The 21502-nt window shown below is 48.9% G+C and carries 17 protein-coding genes; 5 read left to right on the top strand and 12 right to left on the bottom strand.

The window, feature by feature from the left end:
* Positions 1-34 precede the first annotated feature (34 nt).
* Complete coding sequence (gene narU, locus HEM79_RS17000; protein ID WP_032225171.1) at positions 35-1423, bottom strand: nitrate/nitrite transporter NarU; 1389 nt, start codon at positions 1421-1423, stop codon at positions 35-37.
* Positions 1424-1688: 265 nt separating this feature from the next.
* Positions 1689-2570 (bottom strand): aromatic amino acid efflux DMT transporter YddG, encoded by an 882-nt coding sequence (gene yddG, locus HEM79_RS17005; RefSeq protein ID WP_176241066.1) that lies wholly within the window; start codon positions 2568-2570, stop codon positions 1689-1691.
* Positions 2571-2801: 231 nt separating this feature from the next.
* On the opposite strand from yddG, the gene fdnG reads away from it, so the two are divergent.
* From fdnG to fdnI, 3 genes are read left to right on the top strand one after another with little or no spacing between them, the layout of a single operon-like run.
* Positions 2802-5849 (top strand): formate dehydrogenase-N subunit alpha, encoded by a 3048-nt coding sequence (gene fdnG, locus HEM79_RS17010; RefSeq protein ID WP_077633351.1) that lies wholly within the window; start codon positions 2802-2804, stop codon positions 5847-5849.
* A 12-nt stretch (positions 5850-5861) separates the two neighbouring features.
* The gene (fdnH, locus tag HEM79_RS17015; protein WP_001240582.1) at positions 5862-6746 is read left to right on the top strand and encodes a formate dehydrogenase N subunit beta; all 885 of its coding nucleotides are present in this window, start codon (positions 5862-5864) and stop codon (positions 6744-6746) included.
* Entirely contained in the window at positions 6739-7392 is a 654-nt protein-coding gene (fdnI, locus tag HEM79_RS17020; protein WP_000045638.1) for a formate dehydrogenase-N subunit gamma, read from the top strand. The genes fdnH and fdnI overlap by 8 nt, the downstream gene beginning before the upstream one ends.
* Positions 7393-7442: 50 nt before the next feature.
* Here the strand turns inward: fdnI and HEM79_RS17025 are convergent, their stop codons facing one another.
* The 5 genes from HEM79_RS17025 to bdm form a co-directional block, all read right to left on the bottom strand.
* Positions 7443-7727, bottom strand: a complete 285-nt coding sequence (locus HEM79_RS17025; RefSeq protein WP_000781370.1) for a HigA family addiction module antitoxin — start codon at positions 7725-7727, stop codon at positions 7443-7445.
* Between the two features lie 146 nt (positions 7728-7873).
* Positions 7874-8884 carry an alcohol dehydrogenase AdhP gene (adhP, locus tag HEM79_RS17030; RefSeq protein WP_000642427.1) on the bottom strand — a complete coding sequence of 337 codons (1011 nt, stop codon included), beginning with the start codon at positions 8882-8884 and terminating at the stop codon, positions 7874-7876.
* A 133-nt stretch (positions 8885-9017) separates the two neighbouring features.
* A complete protein-coding gene (gene maeA, locus HEM79_RS17035; protein WP_000433477.1) occupies positions 9018-10715 on the bottom strand; it encodes a malate dehydrogenase in 1698 nt (565 codons plus the stop codon).
* A gap of 154 nt (positions 10716-10869) precedes the next feature.
* Complete coding sequence (gene sra / locus HEM79_RS17040) at positions 10870-11007, bottom strand: stationary-phase-induced ribosome-associated protein (RefSeq protein ID WP_000841554.1); 138 nt, start codon at positions 11005-11007, stop codon at positions 10870-10872.
* Between the two features lie 101 nt (positions 11008-11108).
* Positions 11109-11324, bottom strand: a complete 216-nt coding sequence (gene bdm / locus HEM79_RS17045; RefSeq protein ID WP_000495766.1) for a biofilm-dependent modulation protein — start codon at positions 11322-11324, stop codon at positions 11109-11111.
* A 344-nt stretch (positions 11325-11668) separates the two neighbouring features.
* Here bdm and osmC point away from each other — a divergent pair, with 344 nt between their 5' ends.
* A complete protein-coding gene (gene osmC / locus HEM79_RS17050) occupies positions 11669-12100 on the top strand; it encodes a peroxiredoxin OsmC (RefSeq protein WP_000152304.1) in 432 nt (143 codons plus the stop codon).
* A 310-nt stretch (positions 12101-12410) separates the two neighbouring features.
* Complete coding sequence (locus HEM79_RS17055) at positions 12411-13334, top strand: omptin family outer membrane protease (RefSeq protein WP_176241067.1); 924 nt, start codon at positions 12411-12413, stop codon at positions 13332-13334.
* A gap of 67 nt (positions 13335-13401) precedes the next feature.
* Here the strand turns inward: HEM79_RS17055 and dosP are convergent, their stop codons facing one another.
* From dosP to HEM79_RS17080, 5 genes are all read right to left on the bottom strand, one after another.
* A complete protein-coding gene (dosP, locus tag HEM79_RS17060) occupies positions 13402-15807 on the bottom strand; it encodes an oxygen-sensing cyclic-di-GMP phosphodiesterase DosP (protein WP_105286806.1) in 2406 nt (801 codons plus the stop codon).
* Between the two features lie 24 nt (positions 15808-15831).
* A complete protein-coding gene (locus HEM79_RS17065) occupies positions 15832-17214 on the bottom strand; it encodes a diguanylate cyclase (protein ID WP_000426303.1) in 1383 nt (460 codons plus the stop codon).
* Between the two features lie 349 nt (positions 17215-17563).
* On the bottom strand, positions 17564-18883 hold the full coding sequence (locus tag HEM79_RS17070) for a family 10 glycosylhydrolase (protein ID WP_176241068.1): 1320 nt from the start codon (positions 18881-18883) through the stop codon (positions 17564-17566).
* A 130-nt stretch (positions 18884-19013) separates the two neighbouring features.
* Complete coding sequence (gene gadC / locus HEM79_RS17075) at positions 19014-20549, bottom strand: acid resistance gamma-aminobutyrate antiporter GadC (RefSeq protein WP_000246004.1); 1536 nt, start codon at positions 20547-20549, stop codon at positions 19014-19016.
* Positions 20550-20705: 156 nt separating this feature from the next.
* The coding region (locus HEM79_RS17080) for a pyridoxal-dependent decarboxylase (protein WP_286178613.1) at positions 20706-21502 on the bottom strand (797 nt) is incomplete at its 5' end.

Genomic DNA, 21502 nt, shown 5'->3' on the forward strand with positions numbered 1-21502 from the left:
ACGGGTGCGACACGACGCGTCAGGCATCGATCTCTTATTTTTGGCTAAACTTTCGCCGACCATAGACCAGCCAGGTCAGCAGTACACAGATGATGTAAAAGATTAAAAACACTTTCATCGCGCCCACCGGAGAGCCGGTCATATTCAGCGACATGCCAAACGCCTGCGGAATAAAAAAGCCGCCCACTGCGCCAATGGCTGAGATAAAGCCCAGAGCTGCCGCCGTTTCGGTGATCGCTTCTCGCTGCGCTTCATCATCGCTGCCGCCTTTCATCTTGACGCGATAAATGGTTATCTGGCGGAAGATGACGGCAATCATCTGGAAGGTGGAGCCACTACCCAGACCCGCTGTCAGGAACAACCCCATAAACACGGCGAAAAATGCGATGAAATTGCCGGAACCTGTACCAGGCAGAGTGAGGAACAACAGGGCACTGAAAAGCGCCATAAAAATAAAGTTGATAAGCGTCACCCGCACGCCGCCAAATTTATCGGAGATAGCACCGCCAACTGACCGGGCAATCGCGCCGATAAACGGCCCAAAGAACGCCAGTTGCAGAATATTCACATCCGGGAACTGAGTTTTTGCCAGCATGGCAAAACCAGCGGAAAAACCGATAAACGAACCGAAGGTGGCAAGATAGAGCAAACTCAACAGCCAGAGATGCAGACGTTGTAAAACGGGCAACTGGTCGGCAATTGACGCGCGTGAACTGGCGATATCGTTCATCCCAAACCAGGCGGCGATAGTGGCGATCGCCAGCAGTGGCACCCAAATCCATGCGGCGTTCGCCAGCGACATCACCGAGCCATCGGCCTGCGGTACGCCATTAACACCGAGAAAGGCAAATACCGGAACAAAAATCACCAGTGGCGCAACCAGTTGCATCACGCTGACGCCTAAATTGCCTAATCCGCCATTAATCCCTAATGCGCTACCTTGTTTTGCTTTTGGGAAGAAAAAACTGATATTGCCCATACTGGAAGCAAAGTTCGCGCCAGCGAAACCACACAGCAAGGCAATAACAATAAATATTCCAAAAGGAGTATGGGGATTTTGTACGGCAATACCGAGCCAGACGCAGGGAATAATCAGGATCGCGGTACTAAAAACAGTCCAGCGACGCCCACCAAATATAGGCACCATAAAGGAGTAGGGGACACGTAATAATGCGCCAGAAACGGAGGGTAATGCGGTTAATAAAAAAAGCTGATCGGTCGTAAAATTAAAGCCAATTTTATTGAGATTAACGGTGACTGCGCTAAATAACATCCAGACACAGAATGCAAGAAGTAAACAACTGACTGATATCCAGAGATTTCTTCGTGCTATATGTTTTCCTTTATTTTCCCAGAAGGCCGGATTTTCTGGCTTCCAGTCGCGCAAAAGATAACGATTACTTTTCTCATTTTGCAGTGCCATATTCTTCCTCACATGCACACGTTGGTAATGAAAAAAAGAAAGACAGGACGTTGGGCGTGATGACCCACTTTTAGAATTAAGAGAATCAGGTGAGATACTGACTGAAAGAATAGATAAGAAAGCGCAGCCGCGCGGCGAGAATGCGGTTTATCTGAAGGGTTATGTGTTACTGAATGTAACAAAGATATATCATTGCCTTCACTAATATTTCAATCCGCATAGCCTGAACGTGTTTTGTTGCAGCATGAAGCGTTGCTATCTTTCTTTATCGGTGACGTGTCGCCAGCCAACAGAGCAGAGAGCCGCCACAGACCATGAGTGCGCCTTGCCAGAATGAGAACGATAGCGGTGCGTTGAGTAGCACGGCAGCCAGAGCAGAGGAAAGTACAGGCGTAAAATAAGAACCAACCGCCATAATCGTTACGTTGCCATGTAAAATACCGACATTCCAGGCGGCGTAAGCAAATCCTAAAGTTAATGCCGCAGATATGAGTTTAACGATGACGGGGAAGCTAAAAACCATCTCTGGTTGTGGCGTTATAAAATAGTAAATCCATAGACTTGCTCCCGTCAGAAGAACGAAAACGGTAATGCCGTTAAATCCACGGGCATATTTATTAGTGACTGTGCAATAAGCTGCCCAGATAAACGCACCAATAAACGCCAAAAAATAACTTAATGGACTGGTGGTAATATTATTGATGATTTCATCATATTGCAGCCCATTGTCGCCGCCTAATACCCAACAGACACCTATCAAGGCTAAAAGCAATCCGGGAATAATCAGCCAGTTTGTTTTCTGACCATTAAAAAGAATGGCGAAAAGTATCGTCAGGCTGGGCCATAAATAGTTCACCATACCCACTTCTATCGCCTGATGGCGGGTAGCAGCATAACCTAAGGAAAGCGCGAGGCAGATTTCATAACTCACGAACAATACGCTGCCCGCAAGTAAATAGCCTTTCGGGATCTGCCGGATACGTGGGAATCCAACGGTGAATATTAACAGCAGTCCGCTTAATGAATAGATCGCCGCCGCACCACCGACCGGACCAAGCCCCTCACTGACGCCGCGAATTAACCCCACCATCGTGCTCCACAGGACGATCGCTATCAGCCCTATGAGCGTTGCTTTTTGTCGTGTCATGCTCGCTGTTTTGTCTCTCTTGCCGTTAAAAATTAAGCTGAATTTTATAGCATTTTTTTAACTGGCCTGTCAGGCAGTGGTGCGTTTTTCTACCGCTATTGAGGTAGGTCAATTTGCGCAGGCGGATTATTTTGTGGCAAACACGTGTTCTTTTTGATTTCGCGCAAAAAGATTCAGAATTTTACTGTTAGTTTCCTCGCGCAGTAATACCCCTGAAAAAAGAGGAAAGCAATGGACGTCAGTCGCAGACAATTTTTTAAAATCTGCGCGGGCGGTATGGCTGGAACAACGGTAGCGGCATTGGGCTTTGCCCCGAAGCAAGCACTGGCTCAGGCGCGAAACTACAAATTATTACGCGCTAAAGAGATCCGTAACACCTGCACATACTGTTCCGTAGGTTGCGGGCTATTGATGTATAGCCTGGGTGATGGCGCGAAAAACGCCAGAGAAGCGATTTATCACATTGAAGGTGACCCGGATCATCCGGTAAGTCGCGGCGCACTGTGCCCGAAAGGCGCCGGTTTGCTGGATTACGTGAACAGCGAAAACCGTCTGCGTTACCCGGAATATCGTGCGCCAGGCTCTGATAAATGGCAGCGCATTAGCTGGGATGAAGCATTCTCCCGTATTGCGAAGCTGATGAAAGCTGACCGTGACGCCAACTTTATTGAAAAGAATGAGCAGGGCGTAACGGTAAACCGTTGGCTTTCTACCGGTATGCTGTGTGCTTCCGGCGCCAGCAACGAAACCGGGATGCTGACCCAAAAATTTGCCCGCTCCCTCGGGATGCTGGCGGTAGACAACCAGGCGCGCGTCTGACACGGACCAACGGTAGCAAGTCTTGCTCCAACATTTGGTCGCGGTGCGATGACCAACCACTGGGTGGATATCAAAAACGCTAACGTCGTAATGGTAATGGGTGGTAACGCTGCTGAAGCGCATCCCGTCGGTTTCCGTTGGGCGATGGAAGCGAAAAACAACAACGATGCAACCTTGATCGTTGTCGATCCCCGTTTTACGCGTACCGCTTCTGTGGCGGATATTTACGCACCTATTCGTTCCGGTACGGACATTACGTTCCTGTCTGGCGTTTTGCGCTACCTGATCGAAAACAACAAAATCAACGCTGAATACGTTAAGCATTACACCAACGCCAGCCTGCTGGTGCGTGATGATTTTGCTTTCGAAGACGGTCTGTTCAGCGGTTATGACGCTGAAAAACGCCAGTACGATAAGTCGTCCTGGAACTATCAGTTCGATGAAAACGGCTATGCGAAACGCGATGACACGCTGACTCATCCGCGCTGCGTGTGGAACCTGCTGAAAGAGCACGTTTCCCGCTACACGCCGGACGTCGTGGAAAACATCTGCGGTACGCCAAAAGCTGACTTCCTGAAAGTGTGTGAAGTGCTGGCCTCCACCAGCGCGCCGGATCGCACAACCACCTTCCTGTACGCGCTGGGCTGGACGCAGCACACCGTCGGTGCGCAGAACATCCGTACTATGGCGATGATCCAGTTGCTGCTCGGCAACATGGGTATGGCTGGTGGCGGCGTGAACGCACTGCGTGGTCACTCCAACATTCAGGGGCTGACCGACTTAGGTCTGCTCTCTACCAGCCTGCCGGGTTATCTGACGCTGCCGTCAGAAAAACAGGTTGATTTGCAGTCTTATCTGGAAGCGAATACGCCGAAAGCGACGCTGGCGGATCAGGTGAACTACTGGAGCAACTATCCGAAGTTCTTCGTTAGCCTGATGAAATCTTTCTACGGCGATGCCGCGCAGAAAGAGAACAACTGGGGCTACGACTGGCTGCCGAAGTGGGACCAGACCTACGACGTCATCAAGTATTTCAACATGATGGACGAAGGCAAAGTCAGCGGTTATTTCTGCCAGGGCTTTAACCCGGTTGCGTCCTTCCCGGACAAAAACAAAGTGGTTAGCTGCCTGAGTAAGCTGAAGTACATGGTGGTTATCGATCCGCTGGTGACTGAAACGTCTACTTTCTGGCAGAACCACGGCGAGTCGAACGATGTCGATCCGGCGTCTATTCAGACTGAGGTATTCCGCCTGCCTTCGACCTGCTTTGCTGAAGAAGATGGTTCTATCGCCAACTCCGGTCGCTGGTTGCAGTGGCACTGGAAAGGTCAGGACGCACCGGGCGAAGCGCGTAACGACGGCGAAATTCTGGCGGGTATCTACCATCACCTGCGCGAGCTGTACAAAGCTGAAGGTGGTAAAGGCGTTGAACCGCTGATGAAGATGAGCTGGAACTACAAGCAGCCGCACGAACCGCAGTCTGACGAAGTGGCAAAAGAGAACAACGGCTATGCGCTGGAAGATCTCTATGATGCCAATGGCGTGCTGATTGCGAAGAAAGGTCAGTTGCTGAGTAGCTTTGCGCATCTGCGTGATGACGGTACGACCGCATCTTCTTGCTGGATCTACACCGGTAGCTGGACAGAGCAGGGCAACCAGATGGCCAACCGCGATAACTCCGACCCGTCCGGTCTGGGGAATACGCTGGGATGGGCCTGGGCGTGGCCGCTCAACCGTCGCGTGCTGTACAACCGTGCTTCAGCGGATATCAACGGTAAACCGTGGGATCCGAAACGAATGCTGATCCAGTGGAACGGCAGCAAGTGGACGGGTAACGATATTCCTGACTTCGGCAATGCCGCGCCAGGTACGCCAACCGGGCCGTTTATCATGCAGCCGGAAGGGATGGGACGCCTGTTTGCCATCAACAAAATGGCGGAAGGTCCGTTCCCGGAACACTACGAGCCGATTGAGACGCCGCTGGGAACTAACCCACTGCATCCGAACGTGGTTTCTAACCCGGTCGTTCGTCTGTATGAACAAGACGCGCTGCGGATGGGTAAAAAAGAGCAGTTCCCGTATGTGGGTACAACTTATCGTCTGACCGAGCACTTCCACACCTGGACCAAGCACGCATTGCTCAACGCAATCGCCCAGCCGGAACAGTTTGTGGAAATCAGCGAAACGCTGGCGGCAGCGAAAGGCATCGCCAATGGTGACCGTGTCACTGTCTCCAGCAAGCGTGGCTTTATCCGCGCGGTGGCTGTGGTAACGCGCCGTCTGAAGCCGCTGAATGTAAACGGTCAGCAGGTTGAAACGGTGGGTATTCCGATCCACTGGGGCTTTGAGGGTGTCGCGCGTAAAGGTTATATCGCTAACACTCTGACGCCGAATGTCGGTGATGCAAACTCGCAAACGCCGGAATATAAAGCGTTCTTAGTAAACATCGAGAAGGCGTAAGGGGGCGAACAGATGGCTATGGAAACGCAGGACATTATCAAAAGGTCCGCAACTAACTCCATCACGCCGCCTTCTCAGGTGCGTGATTACAAAGCAGAAGTCGCGAAACTTATCGACGTTTCCACCTGTATCGGCTGTAAAGCTTGTCAGGTGGCGTGTTCGGAGTGGAACGACATCCGTGATGAAGTGGGGCACTGCGTCGGGGTTTACGATAACCCCGCCGATCTGAGCGCCAAGTCCTGGACGGTGATGCGCTTTAGCGAAACCGAACAGAACGGCAAGCTGGAGTGGCTGATTCGTAAAGACGGCTGTATGCACTGTGAAGATCCGGGCTGCCTGAAGGCGTGCCCGTCTGCTGGTGCAATCATTCAGTACGCTAACGGGATTGTCGATTTCCAGTCGGAAAACTGTATCGGCTGTGGTTACTGCATTGCCGGGTGTCCGTTTAATATTCCGCGCCTCAACAAAGAGGATAACCGGGTATATAAATGCACGCTCTGCGTCGATCGCGTCAGCGTCGGCCAGGAACCGGCTTGTGTAAAAACTTGCCCGACCGGGGCTATCCACTTCGGCACCAAGAAGGAGATGCTGGAGCTGGCGGAACAGCGCGTGGCGAAACTGAAAGCGCGTGGTTACGAACATGCTGGCGTCTACAACCCGGAAGGGGTCGGTGGTACGCACGTTATGTACGTGCTGCATCACGCCGATCAGCCGGAGCTGTATCATGGTCTGCCGAAAGATCCGAAGATCGATACCTCGGTAAGCCTGTGGAAAGGCGCGTTGAAACCGCTGGCAGCGGCTGGCTTTATCGCCACTTTTGCCGGGTTGATTTTCCACTACATCGGTATTGGCCCGAATAAGGAAGTGGACGATGACGAGGAGGATCATCATGAGTAAGTCGAAAATGATTGTGCGCACAAAGTTTATTGATCGCGCCTGTCACTGGACCGTGGTGATTTGCTTCTTCCTGGTGGCGCTGTCCGGGATTTCGTTCTTCTTCCCGACGCTGCAATGGCTGACGCAAACCTTCGGTACGCCGCAGATGGGGCGCATTTTGCACCCGTTCTTCGGCATTGCGATTTTCGTCGCGCTGATGTTTATGTTCTTCCGCTTTGTGCATCACAACATCCCGGATAAGAAAGATATTCCGTGGCTGTTGAACATTGTCGAAGTATTGAAAGGCAATGAGCACAAAGTGGCGGATGTTGGTAAGTACAACGCCGGACAGAAGATGATGTTCTGGTCAATCATGAGCATGATTTTCGTGCTGCTGGTGACCGGGGTGATTATCTGGCGTCCGTACTTTGCGCAGTACTTCCCGATGCAGGTTGTCCGTTATAGCCTGCTGATCCACGCGGCAGCGGGTATCATCCTGATCCACGCCATCCTGATCCATATGTATATGGCATTCTGGGTGAAAGGGTCGATTAAAGGGATGATCGAAGGGAAGGTGAGCCGTCGCTGGGCGAAGAAACACCATCCGCGCTGGTATCGTGAAATCGAGAAGGCAGAAGCGAAAAAAGAGAGTGAAGAAGGGATATAATCTCTTTTGAACTTTAAGCAGAAAATGGCGCTGTAAAAGGCGCCATTTTTTTACTGCGTAACCAGACGGCGTAGTCGCGACACATCCACCGTTTTTTCAGCCTCTGCCAGACTCCACGCGTTTTGCAGATTCAACCACATTTGCGGCGAACTGCCGATCACCACGGAAAGTTTAATCGCCATTTCTGGCGTCAAAGCCGCTTTTCCGGTCAGCAATCGGCTTGCCGTTGAGGGAGCAATTTCCATTGCTCTGGCAAACTCGCGCAGGCTGACATTAAGTTCGTCCAGTGATTCCTGAATAATGTCCCCCGGGCGGGGATGATTGGCCATTTTCATCAGTGTCTTTACTCTCAGTAGTGTTCCTTCACTGGGAACACTATCATTATTGTTCCTTCTTACGCAACAATAATCCATTTAGCCATTTCATGTTGGAGAGTGTGCGATGCTGCGACACCAGGACTGGCAGTCGCAGCAATGGTCTCTTAGCGGCGGAAATCAATCACCATACGGCCACGGATTTTGCCTTCTTCCATCTCGGTAAAGATGGTGTTGATGTCCGCTAACGGACGCAGGGCGACTTTGGGCACCACTTTGCCTTCGGCGGCAAACTGGAAAGCTTCGGTGAGATCCTGGCGCGTGCCGACCAGTGAACCGACCACTTCAATACCATCCAGCACAAGGCGTGGGATGTCCAGGCTCATGGACTCCGGCGGCAGACCGACTGCCACAACACGCCCGCCTGCACGAACGGCATCAACCGCCGAGTTAAACGCGGCTTTGGCTACTGCTGTAACAACCGCAGCGTGTGCACCGCCCGCTTTCTCCTGCACAATTTTGGCGGCGTCTTCGGTGCGTGAGTTAATAGCTAAATCAGCGCCCATTTCAGTTGCCAGTTTTAACTGCTCATCATTGACATCAATGGCGATCACTTTGGCGTTAAAGACATTCTTCGCGTATTGCAGGGCGAGGTTACCCAGGCCACCAAGACCATAGATAGCAATCCACTGACCGGGACGAATTTTTGACAGCTTCACCGCTTTATAGGTGGTGACGCCCGCACAGGTAATGCTGCTGGCAGCAGCCGAATCCAGGCCATCTGGCACTTTTACTGCGTAATCAGCAACCACGATGCACTCTTCCGCCATGCCGCCATCAACGCTGTATCCGGCGTTTTTAACTGAACGGCAGAGCGTTTCGTTACCACTGTTACAGTATTCGCAATGACCGCATCCTTCGTAAAACCATGCCACGCTTGCGCGATCGCCTGGTTTTAATGAGGTGACACCTGGGCCAACTTCTGACACAACACCAATGCCTTCGTGTCCAAGAATCACGCCGGTTTTATCACCAAAATCGCCATTCTTAACATGAAGATCGGTATGACATACGCCACAACACTCCATTTTCAGCAGGGCTTCGCCATGTTTCAGTGAGCGCAGCGTTTTATCCGTAACGTCAACATGATGATCCTTCGTAACAACCGCAGCCTTCATAGTTCCTCCTTTTCGGATGATGTTCTGCATAGCAGGTGAGGCAAATGAGATTTATTTGCCACTACCCAGTATGGATGAGATCTGAAAAAGGGAGAGGGAAATTGCCCGGTAACATTCACTACCGGGCGGAGGCTTAGATGGAGGTACGGCGGTAGTCGCGGTATTCGGCTTGCCAGAAGTTGTCGTCAATGGCCTGTTGCAGAGCTTCGGCAGACGTTTTCACCGCCACGCCTTGCTGCTGCGCCATTTTGCCAACGGCAAAAGCAATCGCTCTGGAGACTTTCTGGATGTCTTTCAGTTCCGGCAGTACCAGACCTTCGCCGTTCAGCACCAGCGGCGAATACTGAGCAAGAGTTTCACTTGCCGACATCAGCATCTCATCGGTGATACGTGACGCGCCGGAAGCAATAACACCCAGCCCGATGCCTGGGAAAATAAAGGCGTTGTTACACTGGGCGATAGGGTAGATTTTATCTTTCCATACCACCGGATTAAACGGGCTACCGGTGGCAACCAGCGCGTTACCTTCAGTCCAGGCGATAATGTCCTGTGGAGTGGCTTCCACGCGTGAAGTCGGGTTAGACAACGGCATCACGATCGGACGCGGACAGTGTTTGTGCATCTCACGGATGATCTCTTCCGTAAACAGCCCGGTCTGTCCGGAGACGCCAATCAGAATATCTGGTTTTACATTGCGCACCACATCCAGCAGTGACAGCACATCGCTGTCGGTATCCCAGTCTCTGAGGTTTTCGCGCTTCTGCACCAGTTTGGTCTGGAAAGGCAGCAGGTTTGGCATCTTGTCGGTGAGCAGACCAAAGCGATCGACCATAAACACTTTCTGTCGCGCCGCTTCTTCGCTTAATCCTTCGCGCTGGGTCTGGGCGATAATCATTTCGGCAATGCCGCATCCCGCTGAACCTGCGCCGAGGAAGACAATCTTTTTCTCGCTTAACTGACCACCTGCTGCGCGGCTGGCTGCGATCAGCGTTCCGACCGTTACCGCTGCGGTGCCCTGAATGTCATCGTTAAAAGAACAAATTTCATGGCGATAGCGGTTAAGCAACGGCATCGCATTTTTTTGTGCAAAGTCTTCAAACTGCAGCAACACGTTCGGCCAGCGTTGCTTCACTGCCTGGATAAATTCGTCAACGAATTCATAGTATTCATCGTCAGTGATGCGCGGATTACGCCAGCCCATATACAACGGGTCATTAAGCAGTTGCTGGTTGTTGGTGCCGACATCCAGCACCACCGGAAGGGTATACGCCGGGCTGATGCCGCCACAGGCGGTATAGAGCGACAGTTTACCGATTGGAATACCCATCCCGCCGATGCCCTGGTCACCAAGACCCAGGATACGTTCGCCATCCGTCACCACAATCACTTTAATGTTGTGATTCGGCACGTTTTGCAGAATGTCGTCCATATTGTGGCGGTTCTGGTAAGAGATAAACACGCCGCGCGAACGGCGGTAGATCTCAGAAAAACGCTCACAGGCTGCGCCAACGGTCGGGGTGTAAATAACGGGCATCATCTCATCAAGATGATTGTTTACCAGTCGGTAGAAGAGGGTTTCGTTAGTGTCCTGGATGTTACGCAGGTAGATGTGCTTGTCGATTTCGGTTTTGAATCCCTGATACTGGATCCATGCTCGTTCCGCTTGTTCTTCGATGGTTTCGACTACTTCCGGCAGTAACCCCAGCAGGTTGAAGTTACGGCGTTCTTCCATGCTGAAGGCGCTGCCTTTATTCAACAACGGAAATTCCAGCAGTACAGGGCCAGCGTAAGGAATATAAAGCGAACGCTGTTTTTTTGTTTTTGGTTCCATGTCACTCACTCTTTTTTGAATATCCATCCCTGGGGTTTTTATCGTCTTTGCTTTACCGCCAGGGCGTCGCCCCCAAGTATAAAGCAGATAAAAACAAAAACACCATTGCGCAGGCAATGGTGTTTAATCGTCATTGAGGACTGATTGTTAAGAATTACTTTTCAGCGGGGCGTTTTCTGCCGGTTGGGTTATTTACCACGCTGGATTTGTCACCTTCGGTAACTATTTTGCGCTGGTTAGAAATTTTATGGTCCAGTCCAAGAATATGACGTGCCTGACGGTTCGATTTCATTTTAACTCCTCAATCCTGTTGCTAGTTTTAAGGACAACATCGCCGTAGCGAAGAAACACGTGCTAAACCCCTAAATTAGGTTGCCGATCAAGCATAGCAGCTTAAAGCGTAGGGTGCTGGCCACTGACCACATAATTGATGGTTTGCTGGTAGATATCACTGAGGATGTCGTTATCAGAAGCTTCCACCCATTTGGTCAGCTCCATGAGAATGTCATCTTCAGTGACAACACCGTGCTCTGCCCGAAGGCCTTGCTCAATGGCATTAACCAGAGCGGGTTCTGCTGTTGAATTTTCTGCCTGATAATAAGTAAACATAGTGATTCTCCGTGTCTGTGTATTTATGGTGTCTGCTACGGATCGCAGATTTATAAAGCACATTCAGCATGGCAAATATTTGCCGCTTCGTTGTTAAGATTAGTCCTGGTTGATGAATTTTATATTTTAACTGCATGAATTTCATGGCTATTGTTATTGGTGTTCGTTGCTTAATATTGCTGCGATATCTTTTAATCCATATATTCCCAGCCTTCTGTTGCGGTAATTTGATTTAAGTGCAGAGGTAATATTTTCGCCGGATTTTATTCGGAATATCCTGCTTATCCTCGTGCTGTTTCTCACGTAGTCTATAATTTCCTTTTTAAGCCCACAGGAGAGCAACAATGACAATCCATAAGAAAGGTCAGGCACACTGGGAAGGCGATATCAAACGCGGGAAGGGAACAGTATCCACCGAGAGCGGCGTGCTGAACCAACAGCCGTATGGATTTAACACACGTTTTGAAGGCGAAAAAGGAACCAACCCTGAAGAATTGATTGGCGCGGCACATGCCGCTTGTTTCTCGATGGCGCTTTCATTAATGCTGGGGGAAGCGGGATTCACGCCAACATCGATTGATACCACTGCCGATGTATCGCTGGATAAAGTCGATGCTGGTTTCGCGATTACCAAAATCGCACTGAAGAGTGAAGTTGCCGTACCGGGTATTGATGCCTCAACCTTTGACGGCATTATTCAGAAAGCAAAAGCCGGATGCCCGGTTTCTCAGGTACTGAAAGCGGAAATTACGCTGGATTACCAGTTGAAAGCATAAGTACTCGCCGGATGATGTTGTCATCCGGCAAGCATTTACACCAATATTTTCTGCTTATCCCAATGAAATCTTGCATTTAAACTGCATCGTCATTCTTTTCATTATTCCCGCCTGTTCTCGAGCAATCATTATTACATCAGGTTGTAAATTTCTATTTGATTCAGAATAACAGTAAAATTTTGTTTATTTATGTTTTCTGTTTGATGACGATAAACATTTATGGCATTGTAATATTCAGTTGATTTAATTAATTTGAATTAATTAAATTTAATTAATGAGCTAATTAACATTGTTTAATAAGGATGAAACTATGTTGATGAAAAAGGTCTCTTTTGCTATTGCTTTAATTTATCTAAGTCAGTATGCAAGCGCATCTTCAGAATTTAATTTCTTATCTGACAATGTTTTTGGTGATTCTTCTCTTTCATTTCTGAATGGTGAGTCAGGTGAGTTTGTTTATAGCGATGGCGGCAAACTTAGCCAACTGGACTGGAAAATTCAAAATACCCCCATTATTAAAATGGGGCTAACCTGGGATGCAATCTCATGGCTGACGCTTAATGCTAAAGGCTGGACGACGATTGCGTCTGCCGGTACGCTAATGGATGATTATGACTGGCTGGAGCCGGGGCAGCACCACTGGAGCGATTGGTCACATCACCCGGCAACGCGGTTGAATTTTGCAAATCAGTTTGATCTCAATATGACAGGTTGGTTTTTAAAGGATCAAAACTACCAACTCGGCGCCATGTTAGGCTATCAGGAGACACGTTTCAGTTGGACGGCGAAAGGAGGTTACTATAGTTATGATAATGGTGCCGACACTGGAGATATTCCTCATAACCAAAGAGTTATTGGCTACCAACAAAAATTCAGTGCGCCTTATTTAGGTCTTTCTGGTAAATATGTCTATCATGATTTTGATATTATTGCTCAATTTAAATATAGCGCCTGGGGAGAAGGGAAAGGAACAGATCAGCATTATTTGCGCAACATTACATTTAAAGATAAAGTATCCAACCAAAAATATTATTCAGGTCTTATTAATGTGGGGTATAACATTAATTCACAGGCGCGTGTTTTCACAGAAATGTCATGGAGTAGATTCTCTAATGATATTGGTAACACAGTAATTTTTTATAAAGAAAAGGGTGAAAGCGTAAAAGAGAAAGATTCGCCAGGGATGCAAAACTATAATTACATTATTGGCGCGGGCATTCAGTACAAATTTTAATATAGCGACGGGCGAATGGCGGAATATGAATACGTGAAATCTTGCCCGCCTGCGCGGGCAAGATGTACTAAGCGTCGATTTGAAGCGGTAGCGTAGTAGACATCCAGCCAGGGATCTCCTCAGCGGGCAAAGGACGTGAGAAGAAATAGCCCTGAATCACGGGGCAGTGGATCTTGCGTAACATCTCAAACTGTTCTTTCGTTTCCACACCTTCTGCCACTACGGTTAAGTTCAGGCTTTGTCCAATGCTGGTAATGGCTTCTAATAAGGCACGGATGCGTTTTTCGCTCAGGCAACGATCGACAAAACTTTTATCGATTTTAATTTCCGTTACCGGCAGGCTGACTAAGCGTGACAGGCCGGAAAAGCCTGTACCGAAATCGTCGACAGATAAACCTACGCCCATATCCCGCAGGATCTGAATGCGTTTAAAGATCTCCGTATCGTGTTCCATCATCATGCTTTCAGTGATTTCCACCGTCAGCTGGTGGCCGTCAATCTGCCAGGCTTCCATCGCATCGCAAACCTGATTGGGTAGCTGATTACTGCGAAAATGCAGCGCAGATAAGTTTACGGATAACGCCGGGATATGAATATTCTGGCTTCGCCATTCTGCTAACTGGCGACAGGCTTCAGCAATTACCCAACGACCAATATTTTCAATTTCACCAATCTCTTCTGCGAGGGGAATAAACCGGGAAGGGGGAACATGTCCATGCTGCGGGTCATACCAGCGAGCAAGAGCTTCAATACCATACAGTTCGCCCGTTTCGGCGAAGATCTGCGGCTGGTAAACCAGCTTCAACTGGTTGTTGCTGATTGCTTCTTTCAGCGCCGCGCCTAATATCAACCGCTCTTTAACCATCTCGTTCATTGTCGGGCTAAAGAACTGCCAGCCGTTACCGCCGTTTTTGCGAATGAAATCCATTGCATTGTGGGCGGTAGAAAGCAGGTAGTCACGGTTTTTACCAACGTCGTAACTGATACCAATGCTTAAGGTTAAAGGAAAAGGCTGATCGTCAATGATGACCGGTTTGCTAACGACGTTGCGTAGCTCATCAGCGATTTGGGTAATGTTGCTGACTTCATCCTCCAGACTAATGAGGACAAACTGTGCACCTTCAACGCGGCAGAGATACTGATCGGGTTTGAGTTTTTCACGAAAGCGATTAACGACTTCTAACAATGCCTGATCGGCCCACGCATAGCCGAGGCTGTCGATCACATCCTGAATATGGTCGACGCCAATAAGATAAACCACCGGAGAGACGGCTCTATCAACAAGGTCATCGAGGTAATTGTGCAGATTATTGCGATTTGGCAAACCGGTCATCGGATCAAACTGGATTAACTGTTCGATGTGCTGGCGGCTTTTCTCCTGTTCCAGCGCCAGTGCGGCCATATGCTGGCTGATGTCTGCCACGCGTTCGACAAATGCACTGGTTTCTGTCCCTGCAGCCGTCTTGATTTGCAGAACTCCCGCTGGTGCGCCATCGCGCTGGCGAATGGTAACAGCCCAGCTTTGTGCATTCTTTACTTCTGTCCCATGAGAGGACGAAGCCCAATGCACTGGCATCCCATTACGCAATGCATACAGCGAAACATGCGATTCATGAAGAATGGATTCAATATTACGGCAAATGATTTCACCCATTTCGTGAAACGGTGGGCTGCTGCACATGGCGGCGAGGATGTTGCCTTCCAGCTGGCGGATTTGCCGTTCTTCAGTGATATCTGAGAAGGTCATTACCAGGTTTTGTAGATGAGCAAGCACGTCATAGACCGGACTGATAGACGCTTTAATCCAGATATTTTCACCCGTGCGCGTTAATAGCAAAAATTCATCTTGATCGCGGGAGGTTTTCCACAAAAGCTGCTGTAAGCGGATGCGGTTATCTGTCGGGTATTCAGGAATGTTAAGCAGCGCATCGGGCTGCATACCGCTGGCTTCGCTGATGCAATAGCCGAACATTTCTGTAAACGCGCGATTGCACTGAACGATATGACGCTCAGGATCAAGCACAATCACAGGTCGGTCGAGATGATCCACGGCAATGAGCAACTGCCGGGTCTGTTCTTTCTGCGCCATTTCAACGCTGGCATCTCGCACCAGCGCCAGGTAATAAATTTTCCCCTCGGCAGTCACTTTTGACAGGGCAAATCGTGTCCATATTTTACTGCCATCTTTTTTCTCCAGCTGCAATTCCCGACTCATTCCTTCAACACGCGCTTTACCACCTTCGCGGTTATGCCGGATGTATTCAGGGTGTGCAGGGCGCAAATTATGGGGAATCAGCATATCGATGTTATTGCCAATGACCTCTTCGCGTTTATATCCCCAAAGCTTCTCTGCAGCGGGGTTGAAAAACATCACTTCATCATTTTCGTTAATTAACACCGCGCCCATCATATTTTGCTCAAGCGCGGGAAAAAAAATGCCATCAGCGGCATTCTCTGCATCGGTTAGCTTCATGATTACCTCTGCATCCGGGCGAATCTAAAGACTGGCTTTCCAGAGTTCAACACGGTTTCTACCTCGTCTTTTGGCGATATACAGAGCTTCGTCGGCTATTTGAATTAAACGTTCATAATCCGGATGTCCATTAAACATGGCGGCGCCAATGGACAGAGAGAGGTAAATATCTTCGCCGTTTGCAGCTTTCAGTTTGGTTTTTTCTACCCGACTGCGGATACGTTCTGCGGTACGTAAAGTGTCAGTTTCTGAGGCTTCCGTCAGTACAATGATAAATTCATCACCACCGTAGCGGAAAACATAATCACTACTACGGACGTTGTCGTAAAACGCCTGCGAGACTTTACGCAGAATTTCGTCGCCGGTGTTATGTCCCCATGTGTCATTGATCTCTTTGAATTTATCAACATCGATGATTAGAACAGACAACGGCGTGCCAGCCCGATTGGCATGGGCAATTTCACGTTTGAAGATAGTCGGCAGGAAACGACGGTTAAGTAGCTTAGTCAACACATCCATTCCCACTTCATGGCGAGAAACTTCTTCAAACAGTTCTCGTAGTAAGGTGGTAATTTGCGATACGGTATTTCGTATCTGCAATAAAAACTTCACTCGCAGACTTTTGTTACTCAGATTTTTGGCATGGAGTATTGTCTGATTAAAAACCCCGTCGAAATCCTGAATAAGGCGGGAGATATGACCTACTTCGGCAATACCGCTAAAATAATGACGACCTTTATGGTTAAACCATAAGCCAAAATCCGCCTGGCTTAACGGTAAGCTGCTGCCTAAATCAGAATCTAACAGGACTTTATAAATAACATCTAATTCCCATGAAAGTAATGAGGCTATTTGCCGTTCTTTTTCTTCTTCGGCATTTTCCAGTAGTGAAAAGATACGATAGTTCTCGTCTTCTTTAGCCGCACTACTGTCGCTAAAGGTAAACGCCCGGGTCATAACTTCCATGGCTATATCGATACTGTTAATCGAAAAATGATAAACCTGAAGTTTATCCGCAGGCGAATAATCAGAGGAAAATATCGCTGGATAGAGGATTTTCTTCAATACACGAAAACCCATCTCAACGATTTCTACGGGAATGCCAATACGGGCATGTACTTCGGCCACGGTATGTTGGATTTGTATAAGCCTATCAACATCGTCCGCTTGCGCAGAGAGCACATCGATAATCCATGTTTCCAGAGCACTTTTAAGTTGCCTTTCAACCTGTTCGTTACTTAAAAACTCTTCGGCATGTGGGTCAGTGCGTACAATACGATAAAACTCATTGCTCAGGTAATGGGCATGTGCAACAGCAATTTCTGCGGCTTTAGCGCGAATGAGAGGGGAAGCCTGGGTCACTAATCCAGTCCACTCATCTTTCATTCTTTTAAAGTACATCTCCATAATTCAGCCCCTTATACGACTGGAAAGGCAGATGGGATCGAAAAACGAAACGCAACATACTGGACAGACTTATCGCACCATATTCTCCTGAAATATGAGGATATAATGAAAAGAAATAAACGGATTAGACAGTTTTAATCTACGCTACTGTTCTTCTGAAGAGTATAGCCCATCGTGATTATTTTTCGGTGGTGACGAATATCGTATTGTTTTTCATGTTGATACTAATTAATCAGAGGATTATAGCAATCGGCTTATATGGAGATAATTTTATTTAAGAGGTTACGGCATTTTGCAGAGTGACAAGCCGGTGCTTACATCACCGGCATGACACAGTAAAACAGGGCGTTTAACTTCCCCAACGACTTTGCAGATAACTAACGGCTTGTTGGGTCTGTGGCTTATTAAGGTAATCTTCGCGGAACAGAATCGTGCCGCTAATTTCGGGTACAGCATCGTTAAGATCAAGCTGCTTTTTTAGTTCTGGCACGCCGCCGTTAACCATCCAGTCAGGTTCTATCTTTGAGGGCTCACCCACTTTATAGAAGGCAACACCGATATATAGACGGGTTTTGGTCGGTTTGACGACATCTGCCCACCATTTTGCCAGTACGTCATAGCGTGCTGCGCTACGTGAGAAAGGCCAGTAAATTTGTGGGGCAATATAGTCCAGTAAACCTTGTTCTACCCAACGGCGGGTATCTGCATAGGATTCGTCATACGCTGCTGCGCCTCGGGTATCGGAACCGAGCGGATCGTGTGATCGGTTGCGCCAGACGCCCGCCGGGCTAACGCCAAATTCAACCTCTGGTTTAATGCTTTTAATGGTGTGCGATACCTTTGCAATTAATTGCTGGGTATTGTTACGCCGCCAGTCTGCTTTTGATGCAAAAGCTCTCCCATATTTGCGGTACGTCTCGTTATCGTTCAGCAGCGAACCCGGTGATTCAGTGTAGAAATAATCGTCGAACTGCACGCCATCTATCGGATAACGGGAAACCACTTCCGCAACTATTGATGTGATCCAATCCTGAACCTCAGGGATACCAGGGTCGAGAACAAAACGGTCGCCCGACGTTCTGATCCAGTCGCGATGCTGCACGTAGACACTGGCTGGTTGCTGTGACAGGGTGCTATTCAATTCCCTGATAGTTCCGGGTTTTGTGTTAACCGACACGCGGTAGGGGTTAAACCAAGCGTGCACTTTCATCCCACGCTTGTGGGCTTCGTCGAGCATAAATTGCAGCGGATCGTAACCTGGATCTTCACCAATCTTGCCAGTCATAAGATCGGACCACGGCAAAATTTCCGATGGCCAAAGGGCTGTACCATCGGGCTTTACCTGGAAAAAAACCGTATTTATACCGAGACGTTGTAGATGATCTAACTTGTCAATCATCGCCTGTTGTTGTACGCGGGCTCGGCTGGTGGGATTACTGATATTAACCGAGGAAACAGGCGGCCAGTCGAGGCGAGACACAGTGGCCAACCAGATACCGCGCATCGGTTGCGCTGATTGATGTGTAGTCGCTGGTGGTTTTGATCCTGCTGGTGGTGTAGTTATTGACGTTGGCGGTGTGGTCTTACAACTACACAGTAAAAGAGCCAGAGCAACGAGTGTGGCTGGCTTTTTGATCGCTAATTTCACGTTTCGGGAGCAGATATCCATATATGCTGGTTTCCGGTAAACAGATGTGTTGCTCATTCTCGTACTTATCTGGGGCAAGTCAATACGATAACAGGTACGAAAAAGGGAGCGATTAACGATCGCTCCCTTGTCTTGTCCCCTTCAGAGAGGGTTAATGTTTCTTGTCATTCATCACAATATAGTGCGGTGAACGAGCACGCGGGTGCAGGAAGAAGTGACCTTTCGGTGCGTTCTGGCTGTTAATTGGCTCCAGTGTCACACCGGTATTCGCTTTGCCTTTACGATCGTGGATGGCATAGAGAATAAAGGGCAGGGCAAGTACCACCAGGAAGCTAACGACCAGTAATTCGACATACATATCGGTAGAGTCACCCTGGATATTATCCGGCGGCAGGAAGGAAACAATAAACGCCATGATTGAGGTCAGCAGGCCGACAATAGCCACAACCAGTTTCACGCCTTTACCGCCTGGGATATTAAATGTGCGTTTTAAGTCAGGATGTTTAAGGACTAACACAATGTAGCCAATAAACAGCATGAAATAAGCACACAGATAAATCACCACCGTCAGAGCCAGTGCGATCAGGAAGGACATGTTGTTACCACCACCGGTATTGGTGAGGATAATCAAGGCGATAGAGGTAATCACCAACTGAGAAATAACCAGAGTGACCGGCACGCCATTTTTATTCATTTTGGCGAACGCTGGAGGTAACAGGTTTTTCTGCGCTGTGACATACATCCCGCGAGAAGGACCGACAATCCAGGAAGCGATTTCTGCCAGAACACCCAGCAGCAGCAGTGCGGAGATCACGCGAACCGTCCACTCAATTTCCGGTGCCACGTGGGACATCAGAACGGTAAAGGTTTGCATTACCCCAGCGGACAGGTTGATTTCATTACCCGGAATGACCATCGCAATGGACAAACCACCAACCGAGCTTAAACAGATTGCCGCCACCATCAGCAATAACATTGCCAACGGATAATCGCGCCCTGGATTGCTCATTTCATTGACGTGGGTTGCGGAGGCTTCTACCCCCATATAACTCAATATGAAGGCAACAAACACAACCAGGGTGCCAACTTTAGAGAAATCCGGGAAGAAGGTTTTTGCATCCATTTCGATAGCAACTGGCGCACCGGAGTGCAGGTAAATCGCCGCTAATGCAATCAAAATAAATGCGGGTAACAGAATACCGGCGAAGAAGCCGACTTTAGCAATTCGCGCCGTATATTTAGTACCGCCGAACTGAGTTAATGCCAGCACCCAAAGAATGATGAGTGCCGCAATGGTTTTTGTTACCGGATCTTCATTCAGTGCTGGCCATTTAAGAATGTAGGAAAGTGCCCCTAACACGAAATAGAGCATCGGAATAAAGCCGATTGCGATTTGCAAATAACCAAATGAGATCGCTGCAAATCCCCATTTTAACCCCAGGGTATTCGATACCCAGGCGAAAACGCCACCTTCCTCCCAACCGTCCACGGTAGCCATTTCCGCAGCACAGAGTCCAACGGGAATAAACCATAAAATCCCGCCTAATAGCAGGAAGAAAACTAATGAAAAACCGGATGTTGCAAAGGTAGGATATTCATAAACAGCCATTACCATCGATGCCGTAATAGCGAAGAATCCAAGTAATGTTAGCTGCTTAGCTTTACCTGTCTGTACTGATGTAGCCATATTTTCCCCCTAAAACGGTATTCCTGTCGGAACCGCGCCTGTCTTGTTCTGAAGCGTATTCAGAGCAATATTTTCCATTGCTAATGCCAGTGAACAGACTTTGGAATTTGTCCCGAAACGAGATCGTTCCGGGACACCGTTACCACTTAAACGTTATCAGGTATGTTTAAAGCTGTTCTGCTGAGCAATACCCTGCAGTTTCGGGTGATCGCTGAGATATTTCAGGGAGGCTTTGTAGTCTTCCAGCAACAGTTCAGCGAAGTCCATTTCGAAGCCACGGCGGCACATAATACGCATCACCACAATGTCGGTGGCTTCACCGCCGAGGGTGAAGGCCGGAACCTGCCAGCCGCGCAGGCGCAGACGTTCAGAGAGGTCATACAGGGTGTATCCCGGATCTTCGCCGTCTTTCAGTTTGAAACAAACTGCCGGAATACCTTCGTCCGGTCGACCCGTACAGATGAACTCATACGGTCCCAGTTTAGCGATTTCATCCGCCAGGTAAGTGGCGACCTGGTAAGAGGCGTTTTGTACTTTGGTGTAGCCTTCGCGACCAAGGCGCAGGAATTCATAGTATTGCGCAATTACCTGGCCGGCGGGGCGAGAGAAGTTGATGGCGAAAGTCCCGATTTGACCGCCAAGATAGTCAACGTTGAACACAAGTTCTTTCGGCAGTGCTTCTTCATCACGCCAGATAACCCAGCCGCAGCCGAGCGGAGCCAGACCAAATTTATGACCTGAAGCACTGATCGATTTCACGCGCGGCAGGCGGAAGTCCCAGACAATATCCGGTGCCACGAACGGTGCCAGGAAGCCACCGCTGGCGGCGTCGATGTGCATGTCGATGTCGATACCGGTGTCGGCCTGGAATTTATCCAGCGCATCGTGCAGCGGTTGCGGGAACTCATAGTTACCGGTGTAGGTCACACCAAAAGTCGGCACCACGCCGATGG

Origin of the sequence: Escherichia sp. 93.0816 (assembly GCF_013368855.2) — a bacterium.
GTDB lineage: Bacteria > Pseudomonadota > Gammaproteobacteria > Enterobacterales > Enterobacteriaceae > Escherichia > Escherichia ruysiae.

What these genes read in the sequence shown, in the direction of transcription:
- maeA (WP_000433477.1), bottom strand. Translation starts at nt 10,715, where the DNA reads ATGGAACCAAAAACAAAAAAACAGCGTTCGCTTTATATTCCTTACGCT.
- HEM79_RS17065 (WP_000426303.1), bottom strand. Translation starts at nt 17,214, where the DNA reads ATGGAGATGTACTTTAAAAGAATGAAAGATGAGTGGACTGGATTAGTG.
- sra (WP_000841554.1), bottom strand. Translation starts at nt 11,007, where the DNA reads ATGAAATCGAACCGTCAGGCACGTCATATTCTTGGACTGGACCATAAA.
- bdm (WP_000495766.1), bottom strand. Translation starts at nt 11,324, where the DNA reads ATGTTTACTTATTATCAGGCAGAAAATTCAACAGCAGAACCCGCTCTG.
- narU (WP_032225171.1), bottom strand. Translation starts at nt 1,423, where the DNA reads ATGGCACTGCAAAATGAGAAAAGTAATCGTTATCTTTTGCGCGACTGG.
- fdnI (WP_000045638.1), top strand. Translation starts at nt 6,739, where the DNA reads ATGAGTAAGTCGAAAATGATTGTGCGCACAAAGTTTATTGATCGCGCC.
- osmC (WP_000152304.1), top strand. Translation starts at nt 11,669, where the DNA reads ATGACAATCCATAAGAAAGGTCAGGCACACTGGGAAGGCGATATCAAA.
- dosP (WP_105286806.1), bottom strand. Translation starts at nt 15,807, where the DNA reads ATGAAGCTAACCGATGCAGAGAATGCCGCTGATGGCATTTTTTTTCCC.
- yddG (WP_176241066.1), bottom strand. Translation starts at nt 2,570, where the DNA reads ATGACACGACAAAAAGCAACGCTCATAGGGCTGATAGCGATCGTCCTG.
- HEM79_RS17070 (WP_176241068.1), bottom strand. Translation starts at nt 18,883, where the DNA reads ATGGATATCTGCTCCCGAAACGTGAAATTAGCGATCAAAAAGCCAGCC.
- adhP (WP_000642427.1), bottom strand. Translation starts at nt 8,884, where the DNA reads ATGAAGGCTGCGGTTGTTACGAAGGATCATCATGTTGACGTTACGGAT.
- fdnH (WP_001240582.1), top strand. Translation starts at nt 5,862, where the DNA reads ATGGCTATGGAAACGCAGGACATTATCAAAAGGTCCGCAACTAACTCC.
- gadC (WP_000246004.1), bottom strand. Translation starts at nt 20,549, where the DNA reads ATGGCTACATCAGTACAGACAGGTAAAGCTAAGCAGCTAACATTACTT.
- HEM79_RS17025 (WP_000781370.1), bottom strand. Translation starts at nt 7,727, where the DNA reads ATGAAAATGGCCAATCATCCCCGCCCGGGGGACATTATTCAGGAATCA.
- HEM79_RS17055 (WP_176241067.1), top strand. Translation starts at nt 12,411, where the DNA reads ATGTTGATGAAAAAGGTCTCTTTTGCTATTGCTTTAATTTATCTAAGT.